Source organism: Geobacillus sp. PK12 (assembly GCF_004123125.1).
In the GTDB taxonomy this organism is placed as follows: Bacteria; Bacillota; Bacilli; order Bacillales; family Anoxybacillaceae; genus Geobacillus; species Geobacillus zalihae.
The window spans coordinates 15,088-37,762 of the sequence record NZ_SDKL01000060.1 but is presented as its reverse complement, the minus strand read 5'-3'; the positions used below and the strand labels follow the sequence as shown (position 1 = coordinate 37,762).

Annotated in this window: 26 protein-coding genes; 10 read left to right on the top strand and 16 right to left on the bottom strand. The window is 52.8% G+C overall.

What is annotated here, in order from left to right; genetic code table 11:
• Positions 1–19: 19 nt before the first annotated feature.
• Both ftsW and ETR37_RS16040 read right to left on the bottom strand, forming a co-directional pair.
• Positions 20–1,231 carry a putative lipid II flippase FtsW gene (gene ftsW / locus ETR37_RS16045; RefSeq protein WP_013523316.1) on the bottom strand — a complete coding sequence of 404 codons (1,212 nt, stop codon included), beginning with the start codon at positions 1,229–1,231 and terminating at the stop codon, positions 20–22.
• A gap of 125 nt (positions 1,232–1,356) precedes the next feature.
• Positions 1,357–1,644: an Fpa/YlaN family protein gene (locus tag ETR37_RS16040; protein WP_011230577.1), complete on the bottom strand. Its 288-nt coding sequence runs from the start codon at positions 1,642–1,644 to the stop codon at positions 1,357–1,359.
• A 162-nt stretch (positions 1,645–1,806) separates the two neighbouring features.
• Here ETR37_RS16040 and ETR37_RS16035 point away from each other — a divergent pair, with 162 nt between their 5' ends.
• A complete protein-coding gene (locus tag ETR37_RS16035; protein ID WP_011230576.1) occupies positions 1,807–2,313 on the top strand; it encodes a molybdopterin-binding protein in 507 nt (168 codons plus the stop codon).
• A gap of 185 nt (positions 2,314–2,498) precedes the next feature.
• Here the strand turns inward: ETR37_RS16035 and ETR37_RS16030 are convergent, their stop codons facing one another.
• Positions 2,499–3,830 (bottom strand): PhoH family protein, encoded by a 1,332-nt coding sequence (locus ETR37_RS16030; RefSeq protein WP_011230575.1) that lies wholly within the window; start codon positions 3,828–3,830, stop codon positions 2,499–2,501.
• A gap of 133 nt (positions 3,831–3,963) precedes the next feature.
• Between ETR37_RS16030 and ETR37_RS16025 the strand changes: the two genes are divergently transcribed.
• Together ETR37_RS16025 and ETR37_RS16020 are read left to right on the top strand one after the other, a co-directional pair.
• Entirely contained in the window at positions 3,964–4,563 is a 600-nt protein-coding gene (locus ETR37_RS16025) for a YhcN/YlaJ family sporulation lipoprotein (RefSeq protein WP_013145886.1), read from the top strand.
• 161 nt (positions 4,564–4,724) lie between these two features.
• The gene (locus tag ETR37_RS16020) at positions 4,725–4,925 is read left to right on the top strand and encodes a YlaI family protein (RefSeq protein ID WP_013145887.1); all 201 of its coding nucleotides are present in this window, start codon (positions 4,725–4,727) and stop codon (positions 4,923–4,925) included.
• A 59-nt stretch (positions 4,926–4,984) separates the two neighbouring features.
• On the opposite strand, the gene ETR37_RS16015 is transcribed toward ETR37_RS16020, so the two are convergent.
• The 3 genes from ETR37_RS16015 to typA all read right to left on the bottom strand — a co-directional run bounded on the left by ETR37_RS16015 (position 4,985) and on the right by typA (position 7,506).
• The gene (locus ETR37_RS16015; RefSeq protein WP_013145888.1) at positions 4,985–5,266 is read right to left on the bottom strand and encodes a hypothetical protein; all 282 of its coding nucleotides are present in this window, start codon (positions 5,264–5,266) and stop codon (positions 4,985–4,987) included.
• Positions 5,263–5,571 (bottom strand): YlaH-like family protein, encoded by a 309-nt coding sequence (locus ETR37_RS16010; RefSeq protein WP_011230571.1) that lies wholly within the window; start codon positions 5,569–5,571, stop codon positions 5,263–5,265. The genes ETR37_RS16015 and ETR37_RS16010 overlap by 4 nt, the downstream gene beginning before the upstream one ends.
• A gap of 90 nt (positions 5,572–5,661) precedes the next feature.
• Positions 5,662–7,506, bottom strand: coding sequence for a translational GTPase TypA (typA, locus tag ETR37_RS16005; RefSeq protein ID WP_013145890.1), 1,845 nt, complete (start codon positions 7,504–7,506; stop codon positions 5,662–5,664).
• Positions 7,507–8,027: 521 nt separating this feature from the next.
• On the opposite strand from typA, the gene ETR37_RS19240 reads away from it, so the two are divergent.
• Positions 8,028–8,198, top strand: a complete 171-nt coding sequence (locus ETR37_RS19240) for a DUF5325 family protein (RefSeq protein WP_014195347.1) — start codon at positions 8,028–8,030, stop codon at positions 8,196–8,198.
• 50 nt (positions 8,199–8,248) lie between these two features.
• On the opposite strand, the gene ETR37_RS15995 is transcribed toward ETR37_RS19240, so the two are convergent.
• From ETR37_RS15995 to ETR37_RS15985, 3 genes are all read right to left on the bottom strand, one after another.
• Positions 8,249–9,043 carry an inositol monophosphatase family protein gene (locus ETR37_RS15995; protein WP_013523314.1) on the bottom strand — a complete coding sequence of 265 codons (795 nt, stop codon included), beginning with the start codon at positions 9,041–9,043 and terminating at the stop codon, positions 8,249–8,251.
• Positions 9,044–9,148: 105 nt separating this feature from the next.
• The gene (locus ETR37_RS15990) at positions 9,149–9,364 is read right to left on the bottom strand and encodes a hypothetical protein (protein ID WP_013145893.1); all 216 of its coding nucleotides are present in this window, start codon (positions 9,362–9,364) and stop codon (positions 9,149–9,151) included.
• A 232-nt stretch (positions 9,365–9,596) separates the two neighbouring features.
• Positions 9,597–10,556: an NAD(P)H-dependent flavin oxidoreductase gene (locus ETR37_RS15985; RefSeq protein WP_015374337.1), complete on the bottom strand. Its 960-nt coding sequence runs from the start codon at positions 10,554–10,556 to the stop codon at positions 9,597–9,599.
• A gap of 157 nt (positions 10,557–10,713) precedes the next feature.
• On the opposite strand from ETR37_RS15985, the gene ETR37_RS15980 reads away from it, so the two are divergent.
• Positions 10,714–12,186: an aminotransferase class I/II-fold pyridoxal phosphate-dependent enzyme gene (locus ETR37_RS15980; protein WP_011230565.1), complete on the top strand. Its 1,473-nt coding sequence runs from the start codon at positions 10,714–10,716 to the stop codon at positions 12,184–12,186.
• Positions 12,187–12,300: 114 nt separating this feature from the next.
• Here ETR37_RS15980 and ETR37_RS15975 read toward each other — a convergent pair whose 3' ends face one another.
• Positions 12,301–12,426 (bottom strand): GapA-binding peptide SR1P, encoded by a 126-nt coding sequence (locus ETR37_RS15975; protein WP_025949695.1) that lies wholly within the window; start codon positions 12,424–12,426, stop codon positions 12,301–12,303.
• Positions 12,427–12,623: 197 nt separating this feature from the next.
• On the opposite strand from ETR37_RS15975, the gene ETR37_RS15970 reads away from it, so the two are divergent.
• Positions 12,624–13,004, top strand: coding sequence for a DUF1885 family protein (locus ETR37_RS15970; protein ID WP_013145895.1), 381 nt, complete (start codon positions 12,624–12,626; stop codon positions 13,002–13,004).
• A gap of 25 nt (positions 13,005–13,029) precedes the next feature.
• Here ETR37_RS15970 and ETR37_RS15965 read toward each other — a convergent pair whose 3' ends face one another.
• The 5 genes from ETR37_RS15965 to pdhA all read right to left on the bottom strand — a co-directional run bounded on the left by ETR37_RS15965 (position 13,030) and on the right by pdhA (position 18,419).
• Positions 13,030–13,272, bottom strand: coding sequence for a hypothetical protein (locus ETR37_RS15965; RefSeq protein WP_011230562.1), 243 nt, complete (start codon positions 13,270–13,272; stop codon positions 13,030–13,032).
• Positions 13,273–13,534: 262 nt separating this feature from the next.
• The gene (gene lpdA / locus ETR37_RS15960) at positions 13,535–14,947 is read right to left on the bottom strand and encodes a dihydrolipoyl dehydrogenase (RefSeq protein WP_013145896.1); all 1,413 of its coding nucleotides are present in this window, start codon (positions 14,945–14,947) and stop codon (positions 13,535–13,537) included.
• 4 nt (positions 14,948–14,951) lie between these two features.
• Entirely contained in the window at positions 14,952–16,256 is a 1,305-nt protein-coding gene (locus ETR37_RS15955; protein WP_015374336.1) for a dihydrolipoamide acetyltransferase family protein, read from the bottom strand.
• Positions 16,257–16,328: 72 nt separating this feature from the next.
• On the bottom strand, positions 16,329–17,306 hold the full coding sequence (gene pdhB, locus ETR37_RS15950; protein ID WP_011230559.1) for a pyruvate dehydrogenase complex E1 component subunit beta: 978 nt from the start codon (positions 17,304–17,306) through the stop codon (positions 16,329–16,331).
• A 3-nt stretch (positions 17,307–17,309) separates the two neighbouring features.
• The gene (gene pdhA, locus ETR37_RS15945) at positions 17,310–18,419 is read right to left on the bottom strand and encodes a pyruvate dehydrogenase (acetyl-transferring) E1 component subunit alpha (RefSeq protein ID WP_013523311.1); all 1,110 of its coding nucleotides are present in this window, start codon (positions 18,417–18,419) and stop codon (positions 17,310–17,312) included.
• 527 nt (positions 18,420–18,946) lie between these two features.
• Between pdhA and def the strand changes: the two genes are divergently transcribed.
• Positions 18,947–19,501, top strand: a complete 555-nt coding sequence (gene def, locus ETR37_RS15940; protein WP_011230557.1) for a peptide deformylase — start codon at positions 18,947–18,949, stop codon at positions 19,499–19,501.
• 52 nt (positions 19,502–19,553) lie between these two features.
• On the opposite strand, the gene ETR37_RS15935 is transcribed toward def, so the two are convergent.
• Positions 19,554–20,336 carry a Cof-type HAD-IIB family hydrolase gene (locus tag ETR37_RS15935; protein WP_015374335.1) on the bottom strand — a complete coding sequence of 261 codons (783 nt, stop codon included), beginning with the start codon at positions 20,334–20,336 and terminating at the stop codon, positions 19,554–19,556.
• 176 nt (positions 20,337–20,512) lie between these two features.
• On the opposite strand from ETR37_RS15935, the gene ETR37_RS20045 reads away from it, so the two are divergent.
• From ETR37_RS20045 to rnjA, 3 genes are all read left to right on the top strand, one after another.
• The gene (locus ETR37_RS20045; protein WP_014195339.1) at positions 20,513–20,647 is read left to right on the top strand and encodes a hypothetical protein; all 135 of its coding nucleotides are present in this window, start codon (positions 20,513–20,515) and stop codon (positions 20,645–20,647) included.
• 146 nt (positions 20,648–20,793) lie between these two features.
• Positions 20,794–21,009 (top strand): DNA-dependent RNA polymerase subunit epsilon, encoded by a 216-nt coding sequence (locus ETR37_RS15930; protein WP_013145900.1) that lies wholly within the window; start codon positions 20,794–20,796, stop codon positions 21,007–21,009.
• A complete protein-coding gene (rnjA, locus tag ETR37_RS15925) occupies positions 21,006–22,673 on the top strand; it encodes a ribonuclease J1 (protein WP_011230553.1) in 1,668 nt (555 codons plus the stop codon). The genes ETR37_RS15930 and rnjA overlap by 4 nt, the downstream gene beginning before the upstream one ends.
• The last annotated feature ends 2 nt before the right edge of the window (positions 22,674–22,675 follow it).

Below are 22,675 nucleotides of genomic sequence, written 5' to 3'. Positions count from 1 at the left end.
CGATTTGTAAATACACTTTCTAAAAAGTCAGACCTCTTTTCTGTTTGCTGACCATCGTTTTTTCCGCTTTTTTATACCGTTGTTCGTACTTTGCAAACATCGAAATGTTCACCAAAAGACCGAGCGAAGCCATGGTCAGGACAAGCGACGTTCCCCCATAGCTGACGAGCGGCAGCGGCACCCCTGTAATCGGAATAAGGCCAACGACCCCACCAACGTTAATGAACGTTTGAAAGCCGATCATGACGGAGATGCCGATCGCAAGCAGGCTCCCAAACGCATCGTGGGAGCGGCGGGCAATCCAAAGCCCGCGCAGCACGATAAACGCCAATAACCCAAGCGTGAACGCTACACCAAATAAGCCGAGCTCTTCGGCGATGACCGCCATAATAAAATCGGTGTGCGACTCTGGCAGGTAGCCGTATTTTTGAATGCCTTTGCCAAGCCCCACTCCTTTCAGCCCGCCAAGCCCGATCGCCAAATACGAATTCACGAGCTGGTAGCCATCGCCGTTTGCGTATTGAAAGGGATCCAAAAAGCTGTAAAGACGCGATACCCGTTCAGGAGAAAAAATTTTTTTGCCCGCAACCGGGAGCCAAAACGGTGACAGCACCGTCCCGATCAATGTAAAAAAAAGCAGCTGCTTTAGAAGCAACACGAGGCGCAAACCGGACGAAACAATGATGCACATCGCGATGGCAAACACGATCGCCGCCGTTCCGAAGTCAGGCTGTATGGCAATCAGGAAACAAATCACCAATGTATAATAAATGGGGAACAAATTGCTTTTCGCCGGCTCGGCCAGCCGCTTCCGCTTGTTGGCGAACGCTGCGGCCAAGTATAAAATCAGACCGAGCTTCGCGAGCTCCGCCGGTTGGATCGAAAGCGCCCCGACGCGAAACCAGCTTGTTGCGTTGTTGGCCGTATGGCCGAGAAAAGCGACGGCGATCAGCATCAATGGAGAAGCAAAAAAGACAAGTTTCACCCATCGCTCCGCCCGCCACACTTTATACGGAATCGCCATCATAATGGCGAACGCGATGAATCCGGCAATCAGCCACAGTTTTTGCCGCTCGTAAAAATAGTCGCTTGGCACTTCAAAGCGGATGACGGCGGTGACCATGCTCGAGCTGTACACCATAATCAATCCGAACAACGACAGCATGATGACCGCGGCGATCAGCGGATAATCATAGCACTTCAATACTTTTTTCCATAATTGTCGTTCCATCGTTCCTCTTCCCTGTGAACATGTATGTACATAAAATCATTCGCAGCGGCGCGCTGTTTTCCTGCCGAAAAACAGAAAAACTCAAACGACGGGAAACCAATCGTTTGAGTTGTTTTATATATCCTTTATCGCACGCGCTTTTTGGCCACGGCCTCGTGCAACGTGGAAAGTTCGCGCTCAAGCCGGTCAAGGAGCGCCTTTCCGTCTTTCGCCTCCACAAGCCCGAGGCGCACCGCAAAATCAATTTCCCGTGACAAACCGAACATTTGCGTGTCAAGCACTTCTTCATACACCGGACATTGCGGCATCGTCAAATGGTCCATTTGCACGCGGATGAGTTGGATGATTTTCTCTGCATCCGCTTGTAAAAGCGCGTACGCCTTCTCCCGATAGCTCATCGATTCGTCCGTCACATCGATCCCTCCGTTCTCTCCCCTATCCTTCTTTACATCTTAACGTGAAACAAGCCATTTTGCAAGTTGAAACCGTTGACAGCAACCGGGCCTAGAACATGACAAGCTCTTTCATTATTATTATACTAAAAACGGTGGGAACATGCAGAGGAGAGGTGTTTCATGAACGATATTATTGTGCTGACAGGAAAGGTGAAGTTTACGATCACGCTTGACCCCGGCGTCTGGATTTTCGACGACCGGAAAGTGGACATGGATGCGTATTTTTCGGAGCCGGCTCCACAGCCGACGGAAGCGGAGCAAGAGGACGAGGAAATCAAAAAGCTGTCGGCATTTTGGGACCGGGAAATTCAAGAGGGCGCGGTTTTTCCGCCGACGTTGAAAACGGAGCGGCGCTTTTTGAAGGAGAAAATCATCACCGGCTCGTTCGGCATGCCGTTCGCCCCATTTTTGCGAAACGCTGAGCCGCATGAAGACGCGTCTGAACTTGTCATTGAGACGGAACATGGAGAAACCGTGATCCCTCTGGAAAAGGCGTACGACCTGATTTTCGCTTTTTCCCAAAACGGAAAACCGCTACGCGACGACGGTCCGGTGCACATTTATTTTGGCGACGGCTCCAACCGTGAGGCGCCGATTACTCATGTGCGTCGGCTCGTCGTCCGATGACCGGCCGCCCCATGAAGGGGCGGCCCGGTGTTTGAGGTTTTGACGCCTTCAACCGCCTCAAGCGCTTGGAACCTAGATGTTTTCCGCAGCGCCCCAGGCGGCGGGCGCCTTTCGAAACGTTCGTGGCGGCGGGCCGCGCGCCTGGCACCCGTTCTTTAACGGCGGATGCTCTGAGGAACGCCTAGCTACAGCAAATCAGCGGCAAGCTGGGCGAGCGCCGAACGCTCCCCTTTGACGAGCCGGATATGACCGGCGATTTTTTGGTCTTTAAACTTTTCGACGACGTACGTCAACCCGTTGTTATATTCATCCAAATACGGATGGTCGATCTGTTCCGGATCGCCCATTAAAATAATTTTGCTTTTCTCCCCGACGCGCGTCAAAATCGTCTTCACTTCATGCTTCGTTAAATTTTGCGCCTCATCAATGATGATAAACTGCTCCGGCAGGCTCCGGCCGCGGATGTACGTGAGCGCCTCCACTTCAATCGAGCTCATGCCGGCTAAAATCGCATCGAGCTCCCCCGGTTTTTTCGTGTTGAACAAGTATTCCAAGTTGTCAAAAATCGGCTGCATCCACGGGCGCAGCTTTTCTTCCTTTTCCCCCGGCAGAAAGCCGAGATCTTTCCCCATCGGCACAATCGGCCGAGCGACGAGCAATTTTTTGTATGTGCGCAAATCTTCCGTTTGCATCAACCCCGCGGCAAGGGCAAGCAACGTCTTGCCCGTTCCGGCTTTGCCGATTAGCGTCACAAGCGGAATGTCGTCGCGCATGAGAAGCTCAAACGCCATCGTCTGCTGCACGTTGCGCGGGCGAATGCCCCATATATGTTCGTGATGGAAGATGAGCTTTTTCACTTTTTTGCCGTTTTGGTCGACAATGCCAATCGCTGACGCCGAGCTGCCAAACGCGTCTTTCATAATGATGAACTGGTTCGGATAAAACGGGTGGTCGGCGATATCAGCGAGCACGAGCTCCCCTTTGTCGTAAAACCGCTGCAGGTGGTCCTTTCCTATGTACAGCTCCAAAAATCCGCTGTAAATATGGTCGACATCAACGACGCGGTCGCTTAAAAAGTCTTCTGCCTGCAGCCCGATGGCATCCGCTTTGACGCGCACGAGCGCATCTTTGCTCACCAAAATGACGGAGCGTCCATCTTCCTTCGCCTGCTCTTCAAGCGATAAATTTTTCGCCACCGCCAGAATGCGGTTGTCATTTGTTTTTTCGACAAAAATTTCTTGCAGTTGATGAAACGAACGATGGTTCAACTCAATGCGCAGCGCCCCTCCGTTTTCAAGCGGAATTTTTTCATGCAGCTTGCCGTTTTCGCGCAGACGGTCGATGAGCTTTGACACTTGGCGGGCATTTCTACCAATTTCATCCATATACCGCTTTTTCGAATCCACTTCCTCAAGCACGACCGCTGGAATGACGACCTCATTATCCTCAAACGCGAAAATCGAATACGGATCTTGCAACAGCACGTTCGTATCGAGCACGTAAATTTTTTTTCCCAAATTCCGCTTCCCCCCATGTGAGTTTTTCACGTTTTTCCGTTGGATGGGAATGGCTGTAATACAACATATGAAAACATGTATAAAGATAGAAGGACATTTGCAAACTAAAGAAAAAAAGTCGAGGTGGCCCATTATGAAGAGAAACTGCTGGCTCGCCGTTTTCTTCCTTCCCCTTTTGATTTTCAGCGGCTGCACGTTTGGAAACGATCATGAAGCGAACGAGCCCAATCGTTCACTCGTGCGCGTCAAAAATACGGTCGATGAACGCGTCGAGAACAAATCCGGGCAAGAGATCGCCCGCCGGCTTGCAGAAATCGCCGACCGTGTTCCAAACGTTCACAATGCCGCCGCGATCGTCGTCGGCAAATATGCCATCGTCGGCATTGACGTCGGCGCCAATATGGATGCCTCACGCGTCGGCACCATCAAATATTCCGTCGCCGAAGCATTGCAAAAAGATCCGTACGGTGCGAACGCTATTATTGTCGCTGACCCAGATCTTTACACCCGCGTGCGCAACATCGGCCGGCAAATCGATGAGGGGAGGCCGGTGCAAGCGTTCATGAACGAAATCGCCGACATCGTCGGACGAGTGATGCCGGAAGTGCCAAGCGACCTATTTGAAACGACGCCGAAGCCGACCGAAGAAAATGACGGACAGCTGAACGAACGGGAGGAGCGGCAACTGAACGAACAGCAAAACAAGCAATCGAATGAACATTTAAATCGATAAACGGTTTCTGTGTGGGTTATAATGGAACAGAAAGCGCGGCTCATTTCCGAGGAAAGCGGGAGTGAAATGCATTTGAATCAACAAACGATGGCGGGAAATGTGGTATAATGGGAACGAAAGAACACTCTACCATTTCGCGTTTGGATGTATTGAGGTGAACAATGAGAGTCAAATGCGTGCTTTGCGACCAAATCGATACGATCGACGATGAATCGCCGCTCGCCAAGCGGCTGCGCAACCGCCCGATCCACACGTACATGTGCCGCGAATGCCACGACCGCATCACCGAAAAAACGAAACAGCGGCTGGCAACAGGAAAGTTCCGCTTCTATCGCGGCCGCCGCGCAGACGATGATTGGTGATCCCACAAAAAAAAACGGTGCGGAAGAGCGATCGCTTTTCCGCGCCTTTTTGGTTGTCATCATCCATACTTTTCCGGTTCGGCTTCGATCTGCCGCCACATCGCCTCAGCCAGCTCAAGCGGGAAACACGCCGCCCTTGTTTCCCCGCCGCGCACATATTCGACGATGTATTGCCCATTCGTTTCATCTTTGACGGCGTCTACGGCCGTCACACCAAAGTCGTTTTCCAAGATGGCGCGGAAAAACGAGGCCGTATCGCGCGCCGCCGCATCGTGCGGACGGGCTTTGGCGACGATGTGGATCGTCAGCCAGTTATAAAGGGCATCCTGCACGGATTTCATGACTTTTCTCCCTCTTTCGCCTGCTTCAGGCGCACTTTATAAATGATTAATACGAGGGCGGCGACGGCCAATCCTTCTGCCACCGGCAAAAAGACAGCAAAAAAGGTCAAAACCGTGCAGCCAAGCGCCAGCAAAACGTAAATGATGACGTTTTTCAACAGCGGCAGGCGGCGGGCAAAACCGAGTCGATACACAAGCGCAGCAAGCAGCAACACTGTCACATACAATAGCCACATACCGCGCTCGGGATGATCGTGCACCTTATAAAGCGAGGCGAAAAACGTGAGCCGTTCGAGCACATTCACACCATTCCCCTCCCGTTCATCCTAATAGCGCCCTTCTCCAAGGCGTTTTCGATTGTTCGCAAACCAAAGACGCGCGCATGGCGCTTCCGGCTATTTCGCCTGCTCAACCGCTTTCTTTTTCTTCTCCGCCTTTTCACGCTCGCTTTTATTCAAGATTTTTTTGCGCAACCGGATCGAGGCTGGCGTCACTTCACAATATTCATCATCATTCAAATACTCGAGCGCTTCTTCAAGCGTCAACAGACGCGGCTTTTTCATCGTCACCGTCTGTTCTTTCGTCGATGAACGCATGTTGGTGACATGTTTTTCGCGGCAAATGTTGACGACCAGGTCGTTTTCGCGGTTATGCTCGCCGACGATCATCCCTTCGTACACCTCAGTGCCCGGCTCAACAAAAATGGTGCCGCGATCCTCAAGTTGCATAATGCTGTAAGCCGTCGCCTTTCCGGTTTCCATCGAGACGAGCACCCCTTGGCGGCGGCCGCCGATTGCGCCAGGCTGCACGGGGGCATAATGGTCAAACGAATGGTTTAAAATTCCATATCCGCGCGTCAACGACATAAATTCACTCCGATAGCCGATCAAGCCACGCGACGGCACAAGGAAGACGAGACGCACTTGCCCGTTGTCGCCGTGCACCATATCGACGAGCTCGCCCTTGCGGCTGCCGAGCGACTCCATGATCGCTCCCGTATATTCCTCCGGGATGTCCATGACGACCCGCTCGATCGGCTCGCACGTGACACCGTCAATCTCTTTTAGAATGACTTCCGGCTTCGATACTTGCAGTTCGTATCCTTCGCGGCGCATGCTTTCAATCAAAATCGCCAAATGAAGCTCCCCGCGGCCGGAGACAATCCACGCATCCGGCGACTCGGTCGGCTCAACGCGCAGACTGACATCCGTCTCCAGCTGGGTGCGAAGCCGCTCCTCCAGCTTTCTCGCCGTCACGTATTTGCCTTCGCGCCCCGCAAACGGGCTGTTGTTGACGAGAAACGTCATTTTGAGCGTCGGCTCATCGATGCGAAGCGGCGGCAGCGGCTCTTGATGATCGGGCGGGCAAACCGTTTCACCGACATTGATGTCCTCCATCCCGGCGACCGCGACGATGTCGCCAGCGTGCGCTTCTTCAATCTCAATCCGCTTCAACCCAATAAAACCAAACAGCTTCGTGACACGAAACATCTTGACGGCACCGTCGCGCTTTAAAAGAGCAACTTGCTGGCCTGTTTTCATCGTGCCGCGGAAAATGCGGCCGATGCCGATGCGTCCGACATATTCATTATAGTCGAGCAACGCCACTTGAAACTGCAACGGTTCGTTGCGGTTGTCCGCCGGCGCCGGAATATGCTCGATGATCGTCTCAAACAAGGCGGTCATGTCACCGTCCTGGCGATCCGGATCGAGGCTTGCCGTCCCGCGCAGCGCCGATGTGTACACGACTGGAAACTCGAGCTGCTCCTCAGAAGCACCAAGTTCGATAAACAGGTCGAGCACCTCATCAACGACTTCCGCCGGCCGAGCAAATTCGCGGTCGATTTTGTTGACGACGACGATCGGCACAAGCTGCTGCTCAAGCGCTTTTTTGAGCACAAACCGCGTCTGCGGCATGCAGCCTTCATACGCATCGACGACAAGCAAGACGCCGTCGACAAGGCGCATGATCCGCTCCACTTCCCCCCCGAAATCAGCGTGTCCCGGCGTATCCAAAATGTTGATGCGCGTTCCTTTATACAAGACAGCCGTGTTTTTGGCCAAAATCGTAATGCCGCGCTCCCGCTCCAGATCGTTGCGGTCAAGCGCCCGCTCCGCGACTTGTTCGTTTTCGCGGAACGTCCCTGACTGCCGAAGCAGCTGATCAACGAGCGTCGTTTTCCCATGGTCGACGTGAGCGATGATCGCGATATTGCGGAGATCGATTCGTTTGTTCGTCAATGTCGGTCACTCCTGTTCGGCAAACTGCTTGTCTATTATATCACAACCGATAGAAAATCGGCATGTTTTCCTGTACACTAGAAAAAGACGCCCACTTTGCCAGAAAGGAGTCAACCCAGTCAACTACCCCCACTTCGCGAACGCTTGAAGTGGGGGCTTGCCACTCCCCAGAAGTGCAAACGGACTTCGTCCTCCTTCCTTGACTTGGGGTTGCATCAGGGGGCAGGTTGACGACTGCCCAACGACGCAGGTCATGCCTGCATCGTTGCCGATTCTCTCGGTGTGTCTGTTGGCAGTACTTGGCTTCCACACACAACAGACGGACCTACGCTCGATGTTTTACGTTGCAACGTTTCCTGCAACCAACTCCATACATCGAGCAGCAGTTTATTGGAGTGCCTTTATTGAACGGTTTTCTCCACGCCTTTATTCTATCATATACAAAAGAAAGGGGGAACGCGCATTCCTCTCCCACTTACTCCCTTTGGTCGTTGAAGTGGGAGTCTCCTGCGCGAAATAGGATGAAACGGATCGAGCCTGTACCGCTGTTGCTCGCCATTCTTGCCGTCGCCGCCATCATGGCGATCGGCGTCTTCATCGCCGAGCAAAGTTTGATCGGCATCGCCGCTTCCACGGTCATCTTGATCGCCGCCATGGGCGCCGGGTTCGCCCATAAAAAACGGACGCGTTGAAAAACGGGACAAGCTGGATGCTTGTCCCGTTTTCGCGATTTCGCGCCTCATCAATCGTGAAGATAGCGCCGCAAAATTTCTTCGTGCACCCCAGGTTTCGCAGCAAGCACCGAATTGCGGCCAAGCAGATCCAGCGGCTTCCCGTCAAGGGTCGTCACCATTCCGCCCGCTTCTTCAATCAAAATCATCCCGCCGGCGAAATCCCACGGCGACAGGCGCGGCGAAATGTAGGCGTCCAAACGGCCGGCGGCAACATACGCGAGCTCAAGCGCCGCTGAACCATACGAGCGCGTGCCGCGCGCCTCTTTCGCCAGCCTCATGAGCGGGCGATGGTCGAGGCGCTTGTTTTCCATGAGCCATGTCCCGTTGATGGCGATGATCGACTCCGCCACTGGCGCGGGCTGCAGGAGGCCGAGCGGCTCCCCGTTCAAAAACACCCCCCGCCCTTTTTGCGCCGCATACAGTTCGTCAAACACGACGTCATACACGTAGCCGAGCTGCCCGATGCCATCTTCAAAAATGCCGATCGATACAGCAAAATGGCGCCGCTGATGAACGAAATTCATCGTGCCGTCGATCGGGTCAATCACCCAAACAACGCCGTCCAAGGCATCGATCCGGTCGCCAAATCCTTCTTCCCCCAACAGGCGGTGGCTAGGGAACTGGCGACGGATGTGCTCGGCGAAAAACTGCTCAATGGCGCGGTCAACATTCGTCACTAAGTCGTTCGGGTTCTCTTTCGCTTCCACCGTCAGCTGTTTGGCAAACGAGGCGCGGATGCGCTTTCCTGCTTCGTCGATCCATTGCCGGGCGTATCGGTCGATTTCTTCCCATTTTTCTGCCATATTGATTCCTCCTGCCTTCGGTTATGTATAGATCGCAACCGGAACGGGGGCGGATGCGGCTCAAGAAAAAAACGAACCGGAAAGATGGTTCGCCTTGAATCAGAATCATACTTGAAGGCGCATCAGTTCTTGGCGCAGCTTTTCAAGCCGCCGTTTGCACTCTTTTTTCTTTTCTTCATCGTTTTCCATCATGGCCTCGTACAGCGTCGCTAATTCGTAATCGAGTTCGAGCCGCAACACCGCCATGCGTTTGTCTCCATCTGGTCGCTTCAGCGAATTGGCGGTTTTTTTCATATTCGTCCGCACCCCTTTCTCGATCATCCGCTAAACTTCCGGCGCCCGTCACGAATGTGCTGCTTCATTTTGTTTTATATTATATTATGTGGAAAAAGGGGTGTATGCAACTAATTTGTGCGTTTACCTACCGCGCTTCCGTTGTGGCTCGAATGATACCACAGCGATAATCCCAGGGGAACTATGACCATCAATGATTTCTTGTGTTGACCAGTCGTAGGAAAATGGATAGGAATAACCCATTGTTCCACCTCCACCGTTAGTTTGCCCAACGGCGCCGAATTTGTTCCGCCTCTTCCATCATGCGGGCAAACAACTCAGCGACGGACGGAACGTCGTGAATGAGCCCGATCGCCTGCCCGGCCCAAGCGAATCCTTCGTCCACCTTTCCTTCGTAAATGAAGCGCCGGTTCGCTTCTCCGCTAATATATTCTTTTAAATCATCATACGTACCGCCTTGGCGCTCGATTTCCAATATTTTTTCCGCCCAGGCGTTGGCCAGCACCCGCCCTGGCGCCCCGAGCGACCGTTTAATGATGACCGTATCGTTTTCGGTGGCGTTGAGAATCATTTCTTTATATGCGGGATGAGCATGAACGCATTCTTTCGTGGCGATAAACCGCGTTCCCATCTCAATCCCTTCCGCTCCAAGCGCCAATGCCGCCATCAACCCGCGTCCATCGGCGATGCCGCCCGAGGCGATGACCGGAATCGATACGGAGTCAACGACTTTCGGAATAAGGACGAACGTGCCAGTATCGTATTTGCCGAGATGCCCGCCCCCTTCCTGACCGACGACCATCACCGCATCAGCACCGAGCTCCTCTGCTTTCACTGCCTGGCGGACGGCGGCAACGAGCACGAGCTTTTTCACGTTCGTTCCTTTCAATTGTTCAAAAAACGGCGCCGGATTGCCGCCGGTGACCGAAACGACCGGCACCCCCTCATCAAGCGCTGCTTCAAGCATATGAGCAAACGGGCGGCCGTGCTGGCCAATGGCGAAATTGACGCCGAACGGCCGATCGGTTTTTTCCTTCACCTTGCGGATTTCCTCGCGCAGTTGCTCCGGTCCATCGAGCGACATCGCCGTAATTTGTCCGAGCCCACCGGCGTTCGAGACCGCTGCGGCCAAATCAGCGTACGCCAAGTAAGCGAGCCCCCCTTGAATGATCGGATATGTAATGCCGAGCAGCTCTGTCACCCTCGTTCTCCATTTCATTTCGATAACGCCCCCTTTTTGCTTTGTCTTTCTTTTATTTCTCTCTTGAACCGCTGTTTTCCTTTTTCAGCGTCCATTCATTTCTTCTTTGCAAACGGAAAAATCCATGCTATAATGCACTTGTTTTATCCTCGAGATAAAGAGGTGTGAAAAACCATTGTCGCAACTCGAGACACCATTGTTTACCGGTTTGTTGGAGCATATGAAAAAAAATCCGGTTCAATTTCACATTCCCGGCCATAAAAAAGGGGCCGGCATGGATCCGGAGTTTCGCGCTTTCATCGGAGACAACGCCTTGGCGATTGATTTAATCAACATCAGCCCGCTCGATGACTTGCACCATCCAAAAGGGATGATCAAACGGGCGCAGGAGCTCGCTGCCGAAGCGTTCGGCGCCGATTATACGTTTTTTTCCGTGCAAGGAACGAGCGGCGCCATCATGACGATGGTCATGTCGGTCGCCGGGCCGGGCGATAAAATCATCGTGCCGCGCAACGTCCATAAATCGGTCATGTCGGCCATTGTCTTTTCTGGAGCGACGCCGATTTTCATTCATCCCGAAATCGACAAGGAGCTTGGCATTTCCCATGGCATTACGCCGCAAGCAGTGGAAAAAGCGCTCCGCCAGCACCCGGACGCCAAAGGGGTGCTCGTCATCAACCCGACGTACTTTGGCATTGCCGGCGATTTGAAAAAAATCGTCGATATCGCCCACTCGTACAACGTTCCGGTGCTTGTCGACGAAGCGCACGGCGTGCACATTCATTTTCATGAGGACTTGCCGCTCTCAGCGATGCAAGCGGGCGCCGATATGGCGGCGACAAGCGTCCATAAGCTCGGCGGATCGCTGACGCAAAGCTCGATTTTGAATGTGCGCGAAGGACTCGTCTCCGCGAAACACGTGCAGGCGATTTTAAGCATGCTGACGACGACTTCAACGTCGTACTTGTTGCTCGCTTCGCTTGATGTCGCCCGCAAACAGTTGGCGACGAAAGGGCGTGAACTCATCGACAAAGCCATTCGACTCGCCGACTGGACGCGCCGGCAAATCAACGAGATTCCATATTTGTACTGCGTCGGCGAAGAGATTTTAGGCACGGAAGCAACGTACGACTACGATCCGACAAAGCTCATCATTTCGGTTAAAGAGCTCGGGCTGACCGGCCATGACGTCGAACGGTGGCTGCGCGAAACGTACAACATTGAAGTCGAGCTTTCCGATTTATACAACATTTTGTGCATCATCACCCCGGGCGATACCGAACGGGAGGCGAGCCTGCTCGTTGAAGCGCTCCGCCGCTTGTCGAAGCAGTTCAGCCATCAGGCAGAGAAAGGGATCAAGCCGAAAGTGCTCCTTCCGGACATCCCGGCCTTAGCCTTGACGCCGCGCGATGCGTTTTACGCCGAAACGGAAGTCGTGCCGTTTCACGAATCGGCCGGCCGAATCATCGCCGAATTTGTGATGGTGTATCCGCCTGGCATTCCAATTTTTATTCCAGGCGAAATCATCACGGAAGAAAACTTGAAGTATATTGAGACGAACTTGGCTGCCGGCCTCCCTGTCCAAGGGCCGGAAGACGACACGCTGCAGACGTTGCGCGTCATTAAGGAATATAAACCGATCCGCTGATCGCACAAGCCGGTTTTGCCTGGCTTGTGCTTTTTTGCCAAAATAAACGGCGCGCATGTGACTTGTCGACATGCGCGCCTCTATCCGTTCCTTTCCCCCATCGGTTTGACCGTTTTATTCTTTTTCTCCGCCCTCATGGTCATGCTCGCAGCAATCACATTTCCCATAAAGCGTCGTCACTTTTTCATCTTCGAAATACGCAATCGTCGCATCACACGTTTGACATACGATCGTGCCCATCCCCAAAACCCCTTTGTGATGATAAATTCGCTTGTTGATTTCATAATAATATATCACATTTCAATTGTCAATCCTAATTTGTATATCACATTTAATAAAAAAGAACTTTTTTGAAACCGCTCTTTTTCCATTTATTGTCCGCCAACATATGGTACAATAAGGATAAAGACGCAATGGAAATGGTGGGAGGGGAAGGAATGATGAACACCGATCTAAAGCTGCCTGCGGGGAAAACGATGACCATCGAGGACGTCAAACAGCTGCTCGAGCGCTACCAGATGGCGCTCAAAAAGACAGGGGAACAGCTTGGTTGGGCGTATGAACAGGCCGCTTTCCCGTATACGGTCCGCATACACGAATCCGTTCTCTACTTGCAAGGCGACGGCCGTTTGTACAAAGGGATGGCGATTTCCGTGCGAACAGCTGGAGAAGAGACATTCATTGACATCGCACTGCCGCCGGGGGCGACGCATGGGGATAAAGGGAAGGCCAATGAATTCAGCAAATGGCTGGCGAAAACGCTCGGCGGTGAACTGCACTTGTTCAGCGGCCGGACGATGGTGTTTGGCAGCGCGTAAACAGCGGGCATTCGACCGCTGTTTTTTATTGAACGGCCTGCCAAATGACATGCTGACCGGCAAAGTACACCGCCGCCGTCCCAATCGTCGTCAGCGCCGCCTTGCGCGTCGCCAAGCCGAGCTGGCGGGCCAGCAAAAACGCGATGTACATAAAGATGCACAGCATCAGCCCGCGGAAAAACAGGCGGTCTCTTCCTGACAGCCACTCGATCAATGAGAAACTGCTCCAAATCATCATCTGCATCAAAAATGCAACGTAAGCTTTCATTTCAACTCCATCTCCCGCTTGTTCTTTACCATAACGATATGAAGCGAGAGCGGAAAATAGTATGGGAAATTGGACAAGAAATGGACCAGGCCGCTCCTTTGGACAAAAGACTGTCGACCGGGCGCAGCAACAGGCGAACATACAGCTGCCGCCGCAGATTCATTTCTTTTCTGCCAATCATCTTGCTTCTGGATGATGTTTCCTGCTTATTGCACCGCAGGAAAAAGGTGCCCCGCTGTGTTTGGGGCACCTTCGTTTTCCGTTACTTCGCAATGATATGAATCGGCGTGCCAAGCGCCACTTCCGCCGCTTCCATGGCGATTTCGCCAAGCGTCGGATGGGCATGAATCGTCAAGGCGATATCTTCCGCCGTCATGCCGGCTTCAATGGCCAGCCCAAGCTCGGCGATCATATCCGAGGCGTTCGGGCCGATGATTTGCGCTCCAATCACAACGCCGTCTTCTTTGCGGACGACAAGCTTCAAGAAGCCGTCCGTATCGTTGAGTGACAGAGCGCGGCCGTTGGCGGCAAACGGGAATTTCGCCGTAATGACGTCGATGCCTTCCTCTTTCGCCTGTTGTTCAAAGTAGCCGACCGAGGCGCATTCTGGATCGGAGAAGACTACAGCCGGAATGGCGATGTAATCCACTACCGACGGATGGCCGGCGATGGCTTCCGCCGCCACTTTCCCTTCATACGACGCTTTATGGGCGAGCGCCGGGCCTGGAACGATGTCGCCGATGGCGAAAATGTTCGGCACGCTTGTCCGGCATTGTTGGTCCACTTCAATCAAGCCGCGGTTCGTCATTTTGATGCCGATTTGTTCAAGACCAAGTTCATCTGTATTCGGTCGGCGGCCGACCGTCACCAACACATAGTCGGCGTCGATCGTTTTCGTTTCGCCGTTCGCCTCATACGTGACCGTCACGCCGTCTGCACGCTCTTCGGCTCCTTTTGCGAGCGCATTCGTCACAACTTCGACCCCTTTGTTCTTCAGACGGCGCTTAATGATGGACACCATTTGCTTTTCAAAGCCGGATAAAATCTCACCGGCCCCTTCCAGAATCGTCACTTTCGCACCAAAATTGGCGTAAGCCGTACCGAGTTCGATGCCGATGTAGCCGCCGCCGATGACAACGAGCGATTTCGGGATTTCCCCGAGGTTGAGCGCACCGGTCGAGTCGAGAATGCGGCCGGAAAACTTGAAGTTCGGCAGCTCGATCGGACGCGAACCGGTGGCCAGAATCGCGTTTTTAAACGTATACGTCTGCGCGCTGTCGCCGTTGACCACGCGCACCGTATTGGCGTCGACGAAGTACGCTTCCCCTTTGACAATGTCGACTTTGTTGCCTTTGAGAAGTCCTTCGACGCCGCCCGTCAATTTTTTGACGATGCTCGCTTTCCATTCTTGCACTTTCGAGAAATCAACCGTGACGTTTTCCGCCTTGATGCCCATCTCGTCGGAATGTTTCGCCTGCTCGTAGCGATGGCTTGCCGAGATGAGCGCCTTGGACGGGATGCAGCCGACGTTTAAGCAGACGCCGCCCAAATTTCCTTTTTCCACAATCGTCACTTTTTGGCCGAGCTGTGCGGCGCGGATGGCGGCGACATAGCCGCCAGGGCCGGCGCCAACGACGAGCGTTTCTGTTTCAATTGCAAAATCGCCAACTACCATCGTTTTACGCCTCCATTAATAATAATTCTGGATCGCTTAACAGCTGCTTGATATGGTTGAGCGCTTTTTGCGCTGTCGCTCCGTCGATCATCCGATGGTCAAAGCTGAGCGAGAGCGCCAAGACCGGAGCAGCGACAATTTCACCGTCGCGGACGATCGGTTTTTCGGCAATGCGGCCGATGCCAAGAATCGCCACTTCCGGATGGTTGATGACCGGCGTAAACCATTGCCCACCGGCTGAGCCGATGTTCGTGATCGTGCACGATGCGCCTTTCATTTCGTTTGGCATCAGTTTGCCTTCGCGCGCTTTTTCAGCGAGTTCGTTGATTTCCTTCGCCAGCGCGAAAATCGGCTTCCGGTCGGCATGTTTAATGACCGGCACGAGCAACCCTCGATCCGTATCAGCGGCGATGCCGATGTTGTAGTAATGCTTATGAATAATTTCCTCCGTCGCATCGTCGATCGACGTATTCAGCACCGGATATTCACGCAGCGCAGAAACAAGCGCTTTGACGACATACGGCAAGAACGTCAGCTTGATGCCTTTTTCCGCGGCAATGGCCTTGAATTTTTTTCGGTGAGCAACAAGCTTCGTCACATCGGCTTCGTCCATCAGCGTCACGTGCGGGGCCGTATGTTTCGAATGCACCATGGCCTTGGCGATCGCCCGACGGATGCCGCTCATTTTCTCGCGCGTTTCCGGGAATTCGCCTTCCGGCATAACCGGTTTCGCCGCTGGCGCTTGCGGCGCTGCCTTCTCTTCCGCCGCTTGCGGCGTCGGCTCAGCCGCGGCTTTCGCGCCGCCGGCGAGGAAGGCATCAATATCTTCTTTCAAAATGCGGCCGTTTTTCCCCGTGCCTTGGACGAGGCGGATATCGACGCCTTTTTCACGCGCATATTTGCGCACAGACGGCATCGCGATGACGCGGCGGTTCGGGTCGACTTCCGCTTCGGCCGCCGGTGCGCTCGGAGCAGCGGTCTCAACCATTTCCTTTTTCGACACCGTTTCCGCTTTTTCCTCTTTTTTCACTTCTTCGTGTTCTTGTCCTTTAAACGTCATGTTTTCATAGCCCGGCGCATCGAGCGTAATGAGCGTTTGCCCAACCGTCGCCACCGTTCCTTCCGGGACGAGAATCTCAAGCACTTTCCCCTTGACAGGAGATGGGATCTCGACGACCGCTTTGTCGTTTTGCACTTCGCACAACACGTCGTCTTCGTTCACTTCATCGCCCGGCTTGACGAACCATTTGACGATCTCGCCTTCGTGAATGCCTTCGCCAATGTCCGGCAGCTTAAATTCAAATGCCACTGTAGGTCGACCTCCTATCGTTTGCCGAAAATGAGCGGGGGAAGGCGCTTCGCTCCCCCGGACTTGTCCAAATTAGAAGTTGATCACTTTTTTCGCCGTCTCGATCACGTCTTTAAAGTTCGGCAGCCACACCGATTCTGCTTGAGCGAACGGATAGACGGTATCCGGCGCGGCGACGCGCAATACAGGCGCCTCAAGGCTTAAAATCGCGCGCTCGTTAATTTCAGCAACGACGTTGGCGGCGATGCCGGCTTGCCGTTGCGCTTCTTGAACGACGATGGCGCGGCCCGTTTTTTCGACCGAACCAATGATCGTCTCAATATCGAGCGGCTGCACGGTGCGCAAGTCGACGACTTCGGCAGAAATGCCTTCTTTCTCTAATTCTGCCGCCGCCTTTAACGATTCATGCACCATGGCCCCGTACGCGATAATCGTAATGTCTTTCCCTTCACGCTTAATGTCTGCTTTGCCGATCGGAATTGTGTACTCTCCTTCCGGCACCTCTTGTCGGAACGAACGGTACAGTTTCAAATGCTCAAGGAAAATAACCGGGTCGTTGTCGCGGATCGCCGAGATGAGCAATCCTTTCGCATCATACGGCGTCGACGGGATGACGACTTTCAAGCCCGGCTGTTGGGCGACGAGTCCTTCTAAGCTGTCTGAGTGCAATTCTGGCGTATGGACGCCGCCCCCAAACGGCGAACGAATCGTAATCGGAACATGGTAGCGGCCGCCAGTGCGGTAGCGGATGCGCGCCATTTGTCCGCAAATCGCATCCATCGCCTCATAGACGAACCCGAAAAACTGAATTTCCGGCACCGGGCGAAACCCTTGCAAAGCCAAGCCGATCGCCAAACCGCCAATCCCCGATTCGGCCAGCGGCGTATCAAACACACGTTCTTCGCCAAACTCAGCTTGCAGCCCTTCGGTCACCCGGAATACGCCGCCGTTGACCCCAACGTCTTCGCCAAACACCAGCACGTTCGGATCGTTTCTCATCTCGATGCGCAGCGCATCGGTGATCGCTTGAACCATTGTCATTTGCGCCATGGCTTACTTCGACTCCTTCTCTTTATAAATTTCATACTGCTCTTTTAAGTTCGCCGGCAGCTCTTCGAACATGATGCTGATTAAGTCGGTCACTTTTTGTTTCGGCGTTTCGTCCGCTTTTTTGATCGCTTCCTTGATGTCCTCTTTCGCCTGCTCGATGACGCGGTTTTCTTCCTCTTCGCTCCATAAACCTTTCGCTTCTAAAAACTTGCGGAAGCGGACAAGCGGGTCTTTTTTCGCCCATTCGTTTTCGAGTTCTTTCGAACGATAGCGCGTCGGATCGTCGCCGGACATCGTGTGCGGACCGTAGCGGAAGCAAAGCGTTTCGATGAGCGTCGGCCCTTCGCCGTTAATGGCGCGTTCGCGGGCTGCTTTCACCGCGGCGTAGACCGCAAGCGGATCCATGCCGTCGACTTGAATGCCCGGAATGCCGGCAGCGACCGCTTTTTGCGCCAATGTTTTGGCGACCGTTTGCTTCTCCACTGGCGTCGAGATGGCAAAGCGGTTGTTTTGCACAACAAAGATGGCCGGTGCCTTAAACGCCCCCGCGAAGTTGATCCCTTCATAAAAGTCGCCTTGCGATGTGCCCCCATCGCCGGTATATGTAATGGCCACCGCCTTTTTGCCCCGCATTTTCAAACCGAGCGCCACGCCGGCCGCTTGAATGTATTGAGCCCCGATAATAATTTGCGGCGGCAAGACGTTGACGCCTTCAGGAATTTGATTGCCATGAAAGTGGCCGCGCGAGAACAAAAACGCTTGATAAAGCGGAAGCCCGTGCCAAATGATTTGCGGAACGTCGCGATATCCCGGCAAAATGAAATCTTCTTTCTCAAGCGCAAAATGGCTGGCGATTTGGCTCGCTTCTTGCCCGGCGGTCGGCGCGTAAAACCCGAGTCGGCCTTGGCGGTTCAACGAAATGGAGCGCTGGTCGAGGATGCGCGTATACACCATGCGGCGCATCAGCTCTTTCAGCTGCTCATCGCTTAACTCCGGCATCGCCTCTTCGTTGACGATTTCGCCTTCTTCATTCAAAATTTGAAACGTCGGAAACTGCTCGGCTACTTTCTCGAGCTGCTCCGCAAATCGAAACTGGGAGGTTTTCACACCCATGTCATCCACCTCTGCCTTTCATGAGAAATTTTAGAAATGAGAATACATTCACCCATATACTATTAATGTACCCAAAATGAAAGAGAAATAAAAAACGGCCGCCATCCGGCGCCAACGCAAGCAACAAAGGCGCCGAAATCTGTTTCACTATTTTTCAAGATTGAATTAGTACAATACGCATTTGCAAGTTTTAGTTTACACGTTCTTGGATCAACCGTCAACGACTTTGATTTCTCATGTTTTTTCGCTTTATCTTTTGGGTGAAATTGGAATTGGTAATATTCCGCCCACAAACTGTTATATTACATCCCTCACCATCTGTATGAGTCCTGTATTATATTTTCACAAAATACAAAACACACAGTGGCTTGACAAGATAATGAAAACGTTTTCTCGAATTTGTCTTATTGTTTTCCTTATACTCGAATAATATATTCGTGCGGTTGCGTTTTTATTTACGATCGATGCTCATTTTGTTAGACTAAACGATAGACAGCGATGCCAAACGTAGGGAGTGAACGAAGCGAATGATCACGATGAAGGACATCATCAAAGAGGGGCATCCGACATTGCGGAAAATCGCCGAACCCGTTCCGTTGCCGCCTTCAGAGGAAGATAAGCGCATTTTGCAAAGCTTGCTTGACTACGTGAAAATGAGCCAAGACCCGGAGCTGGCAGCGAAATACGGCCTGCGGCCCGGCATTGGCCTTGCCGCCCCGCAAATCAACGTCTCAAAGCGGATGATCGCCGTCCATGTCACCGATGAAAACGGGACGCTGTACAGCTACGCCTTGTTCAATCCGAAAATCGTCAGCCATTCCGTCCAGCAATGTTACTTGACGACCGGGGAAGGCTGCCTGTCGGTCGACCGCGACGTGCCGGGGTATGTGCCGCGCTATGCCCGCATCACGGTCACTGGGACGACGATCGACGGCGAAGAAGTCACACTGCGCTTAAAAGGGTTGCCGGCCATCGTCTTCCAACATGAAATCGATCATTTAAACGGCATTATGTTCTATGACCGCATCAACCCCGATGACCCGTTTCAAGTGCCGGACGGAGCGATTCCAATCGGGCGCTAAAAAGCCCGCTGTCAATGGCGAGCGGCCTCGCCGAAAAGGCCAAGGCCGCTTTTTATCGGATGAGCTGCAGCTGTTTCAATCCGTACCAAATGCCTTCCTTATCGACCGGCTTCGTAACGAAGTCGGCGACCCTTTTCACTTCCTCATGGGCGTTGCCCATCGCCACCCCGGTTCCGACAAACGACAGCATTTCAATATCATTCAATCCATCGCCGAACGCGTACACATCCTTCTTATCGATCCCGAGCTTTTCGATCATCATGCGGATGCCTTCCGCCTTCGAGCCCCCTGCCGGCAGCACATCCGTCGAGACGTCGTGCCAACGGACGAAGCGAAATTCGGGATAGTTGCGCACATACGGTTCTTCTTCCTCGGCGCGGCAAAACAGAAGCGCTTGGTAAATGTCTTTGTTCTCATAATAAAGAGGGTCGACAGGCGGGTGGGCGAATTTTAGGCTCGCCATGCTGACGTGGATGTGCGGATGGTCGCTGATGCTCGCTCTCATTTTCTCCGCATCCATAAAGACGAGCGGATGGCCGTTTTTGTGGGCTTCCTCCGTCAGCGCCCTGATTTTCTCGCGCCGGAGCGGCTGCTTGTATAGCACATTCCCTTCAAAAACGACGTATTGGCCGTTGAAACTGACGAACGAATCGATGCCAAGCTGTTTGCGCACATGCTCAAACATAAACGGAGCGCGTCCGGTGGCGATGGCGACATAAACGCCCGACTGCTTCAGGCGGCGAACCGCTTCGATCGTTGACAACGGCAGCTGCTTTTGCTCATCAAGAAGCGTGCCGTCGATGTCGAAAAAGACGATTTTTCTGCCCACGTTCACTTCCCCTTGTAAAAAAATTGTTCATTGTTTACCGTACTGAAAAACGCCCGGAATGTCAACCAAGAGGCACGATCTGTTCCATTTTTACCCATGAAAAACAAACCTCCGCCTACATATCATATAGAATAGAACATTTACTTTCACCGCAAAATGAGTACAATAAAAGGTAAGGAGTGATGAAACATGTTGAAAAAGCTGAAAAAAAAGCTGCTTCAACAGTGGAAAGACCTGCTCCGGAAAAAATTGATCGCCTGACCGTTACAACAACAGCCCTTCCATTCGAAGGGCTTCTTTCCCACTTTGGCGAATAAAGCGGGCAACATTCATCAAAGATGATGCATATCGTCGGCACATCTCACGCCTGTTTTTTGCTTTTGGCAACAAAATACATGAAAAGAACGTTACATTCTTATATAATAGATAGAGCAACCATTGTACGATAAGGAGAGATTTCACGATGATTTTCAAAGTGTTTTACCAAGAAAACGCAGACGAGGTGCCCGTGAGAGAAAAAACGAAAACACTCTACATCGAAGCAGAATCAGAGCGGGATGTACGCCGAAAACTCGAAGGCCGTCCGATCAATATTGAGTATATTCAGCCGTTAGAGGGAGCGCATCTAGAATACGAAAAGAAAAGCCCGAACTTTCAAGTATTGGAGATTTCATCATGAAGCTGTTGACAGACCAGCAAGTTGGCGTTTTTGCCCTCGGCGGACTGGGTGAAATCGGAAAAAATACATACGGCGTACAATTCCAAGACGAAATCATTGTCATTGACGCAGGCATTAAGTTTCCGGAAGATGAGCTGCTTGGGATCGACTATGTCATTCCAGACTACTCCTATTTAGTGAAGCACGCGGACAAAGTGAAAGGACTGTTCATCACCCACGGGCACGAAGACCATATCGGCGGCATTCCGTATTTGCTCCGGCAGGTGAACATCCCGATTTACGGCGGCAAATTAGCGCTTGGGCTGATTCGCAATAAGCTTGAGGAACATGGATTGTTGCGCCAAGCGAAACTCATTGAGATTCGCGAAGACGATGTCATCCGCTTCCAAAAAACGGCCGTCACCTTTTTCCGGACGACACACAGCATTCCGGACAGCTACGGTATTGTTGTGAAAACGCCAGTCGGGCAAATCGTTCACACTGGGGATTTTAAATTCGACTTTACGCCGGTCGGCGAGCCGGCCAATTTGACAAAAATGGCCGAAATTGGGAAAGAGGGAGTTCTTTGCCTGCTGTCGGACAGCACGAACAGCGAGATCCCGCATTTTACGATGTCGGAGCGGCGCGTCGGTGAAAGCATTCACGACATTTTCCGCAAGGTGGAAGGACGCATCATTTTCGCCACATTTGCATCCAACATCCACCGTCTCCAACAGGTGACGGAAGCAGCCGTCGCCAACAACCGAAAAATCGCTGTCTTCGGTCGAAGCATGGAAGCGGCGATTGAGATCGGACAAGACCTCGGCTATATCAAATGTCCGAAAGGCACGTTCGTCGACGCGAACGAAATCAACCGCCTGCCGGCCAACCGGGTGACGATTTTATGCACCGGCAGCCAAGGGGAGCCGATGGCCGCCTTGTCGCGCATCGCCAACGGCACGCACCGGCAAATTCAAATCATCCCGGGCGACACGGTCGTCTTTTCCTCATCGCCGATTCCGGGCAACACGGTGAGCGTCAACCGGACAATCAACATGCTGTACCGCGCCGGTGCAGAAGTCATCCATGGCCCGCTCAACGACATCCATACGTCCGGCCACGGTGGGCAGGAAGAACAAAAATTGATGATCCGGCTGATGAAGCCGAAATATTTCATGCCGATCCACGGCGAATACCGCATGCAAAAAATGCACGCCAAGCTCGCCATCGACTGCGGCGTGCCGGAGGAAAACTGCTTTATTATGGACAACGGCGAAGTGCTTGGCATCAGCGACAAAGAAGCGCGCATCGTCGGCAAGATCCCGTCCGGCTCCGTCTACATCGACGGCAGCGGTGTCGGCGACATCGGCAACATCGTCTTGCGCGACCGCCGCATTTTGTCTGAGGAAGGGCTCGTGATTGTCGTCGTCAGCATCAACATGAAAGAGTTCAAAATCGCCGCCGGCCCGGACATTATTTCTCGCGGCTTCGTCTATATGCGTGAGTCAGGTGACTTAATCAGCGAAGCGCAAGTGTTGATCTCCAAGCATCTCGAAAAAGTGCTGGAACGGAAAACGAACCAATGGTCGGAGATCAAAAACGAAATTACGGAAACGCTCGCTCCGTTCTTGTACGAGCGGACGAAACGGCGGCCAATGATTTTGCCGATCATCATGGAAATCTAAAG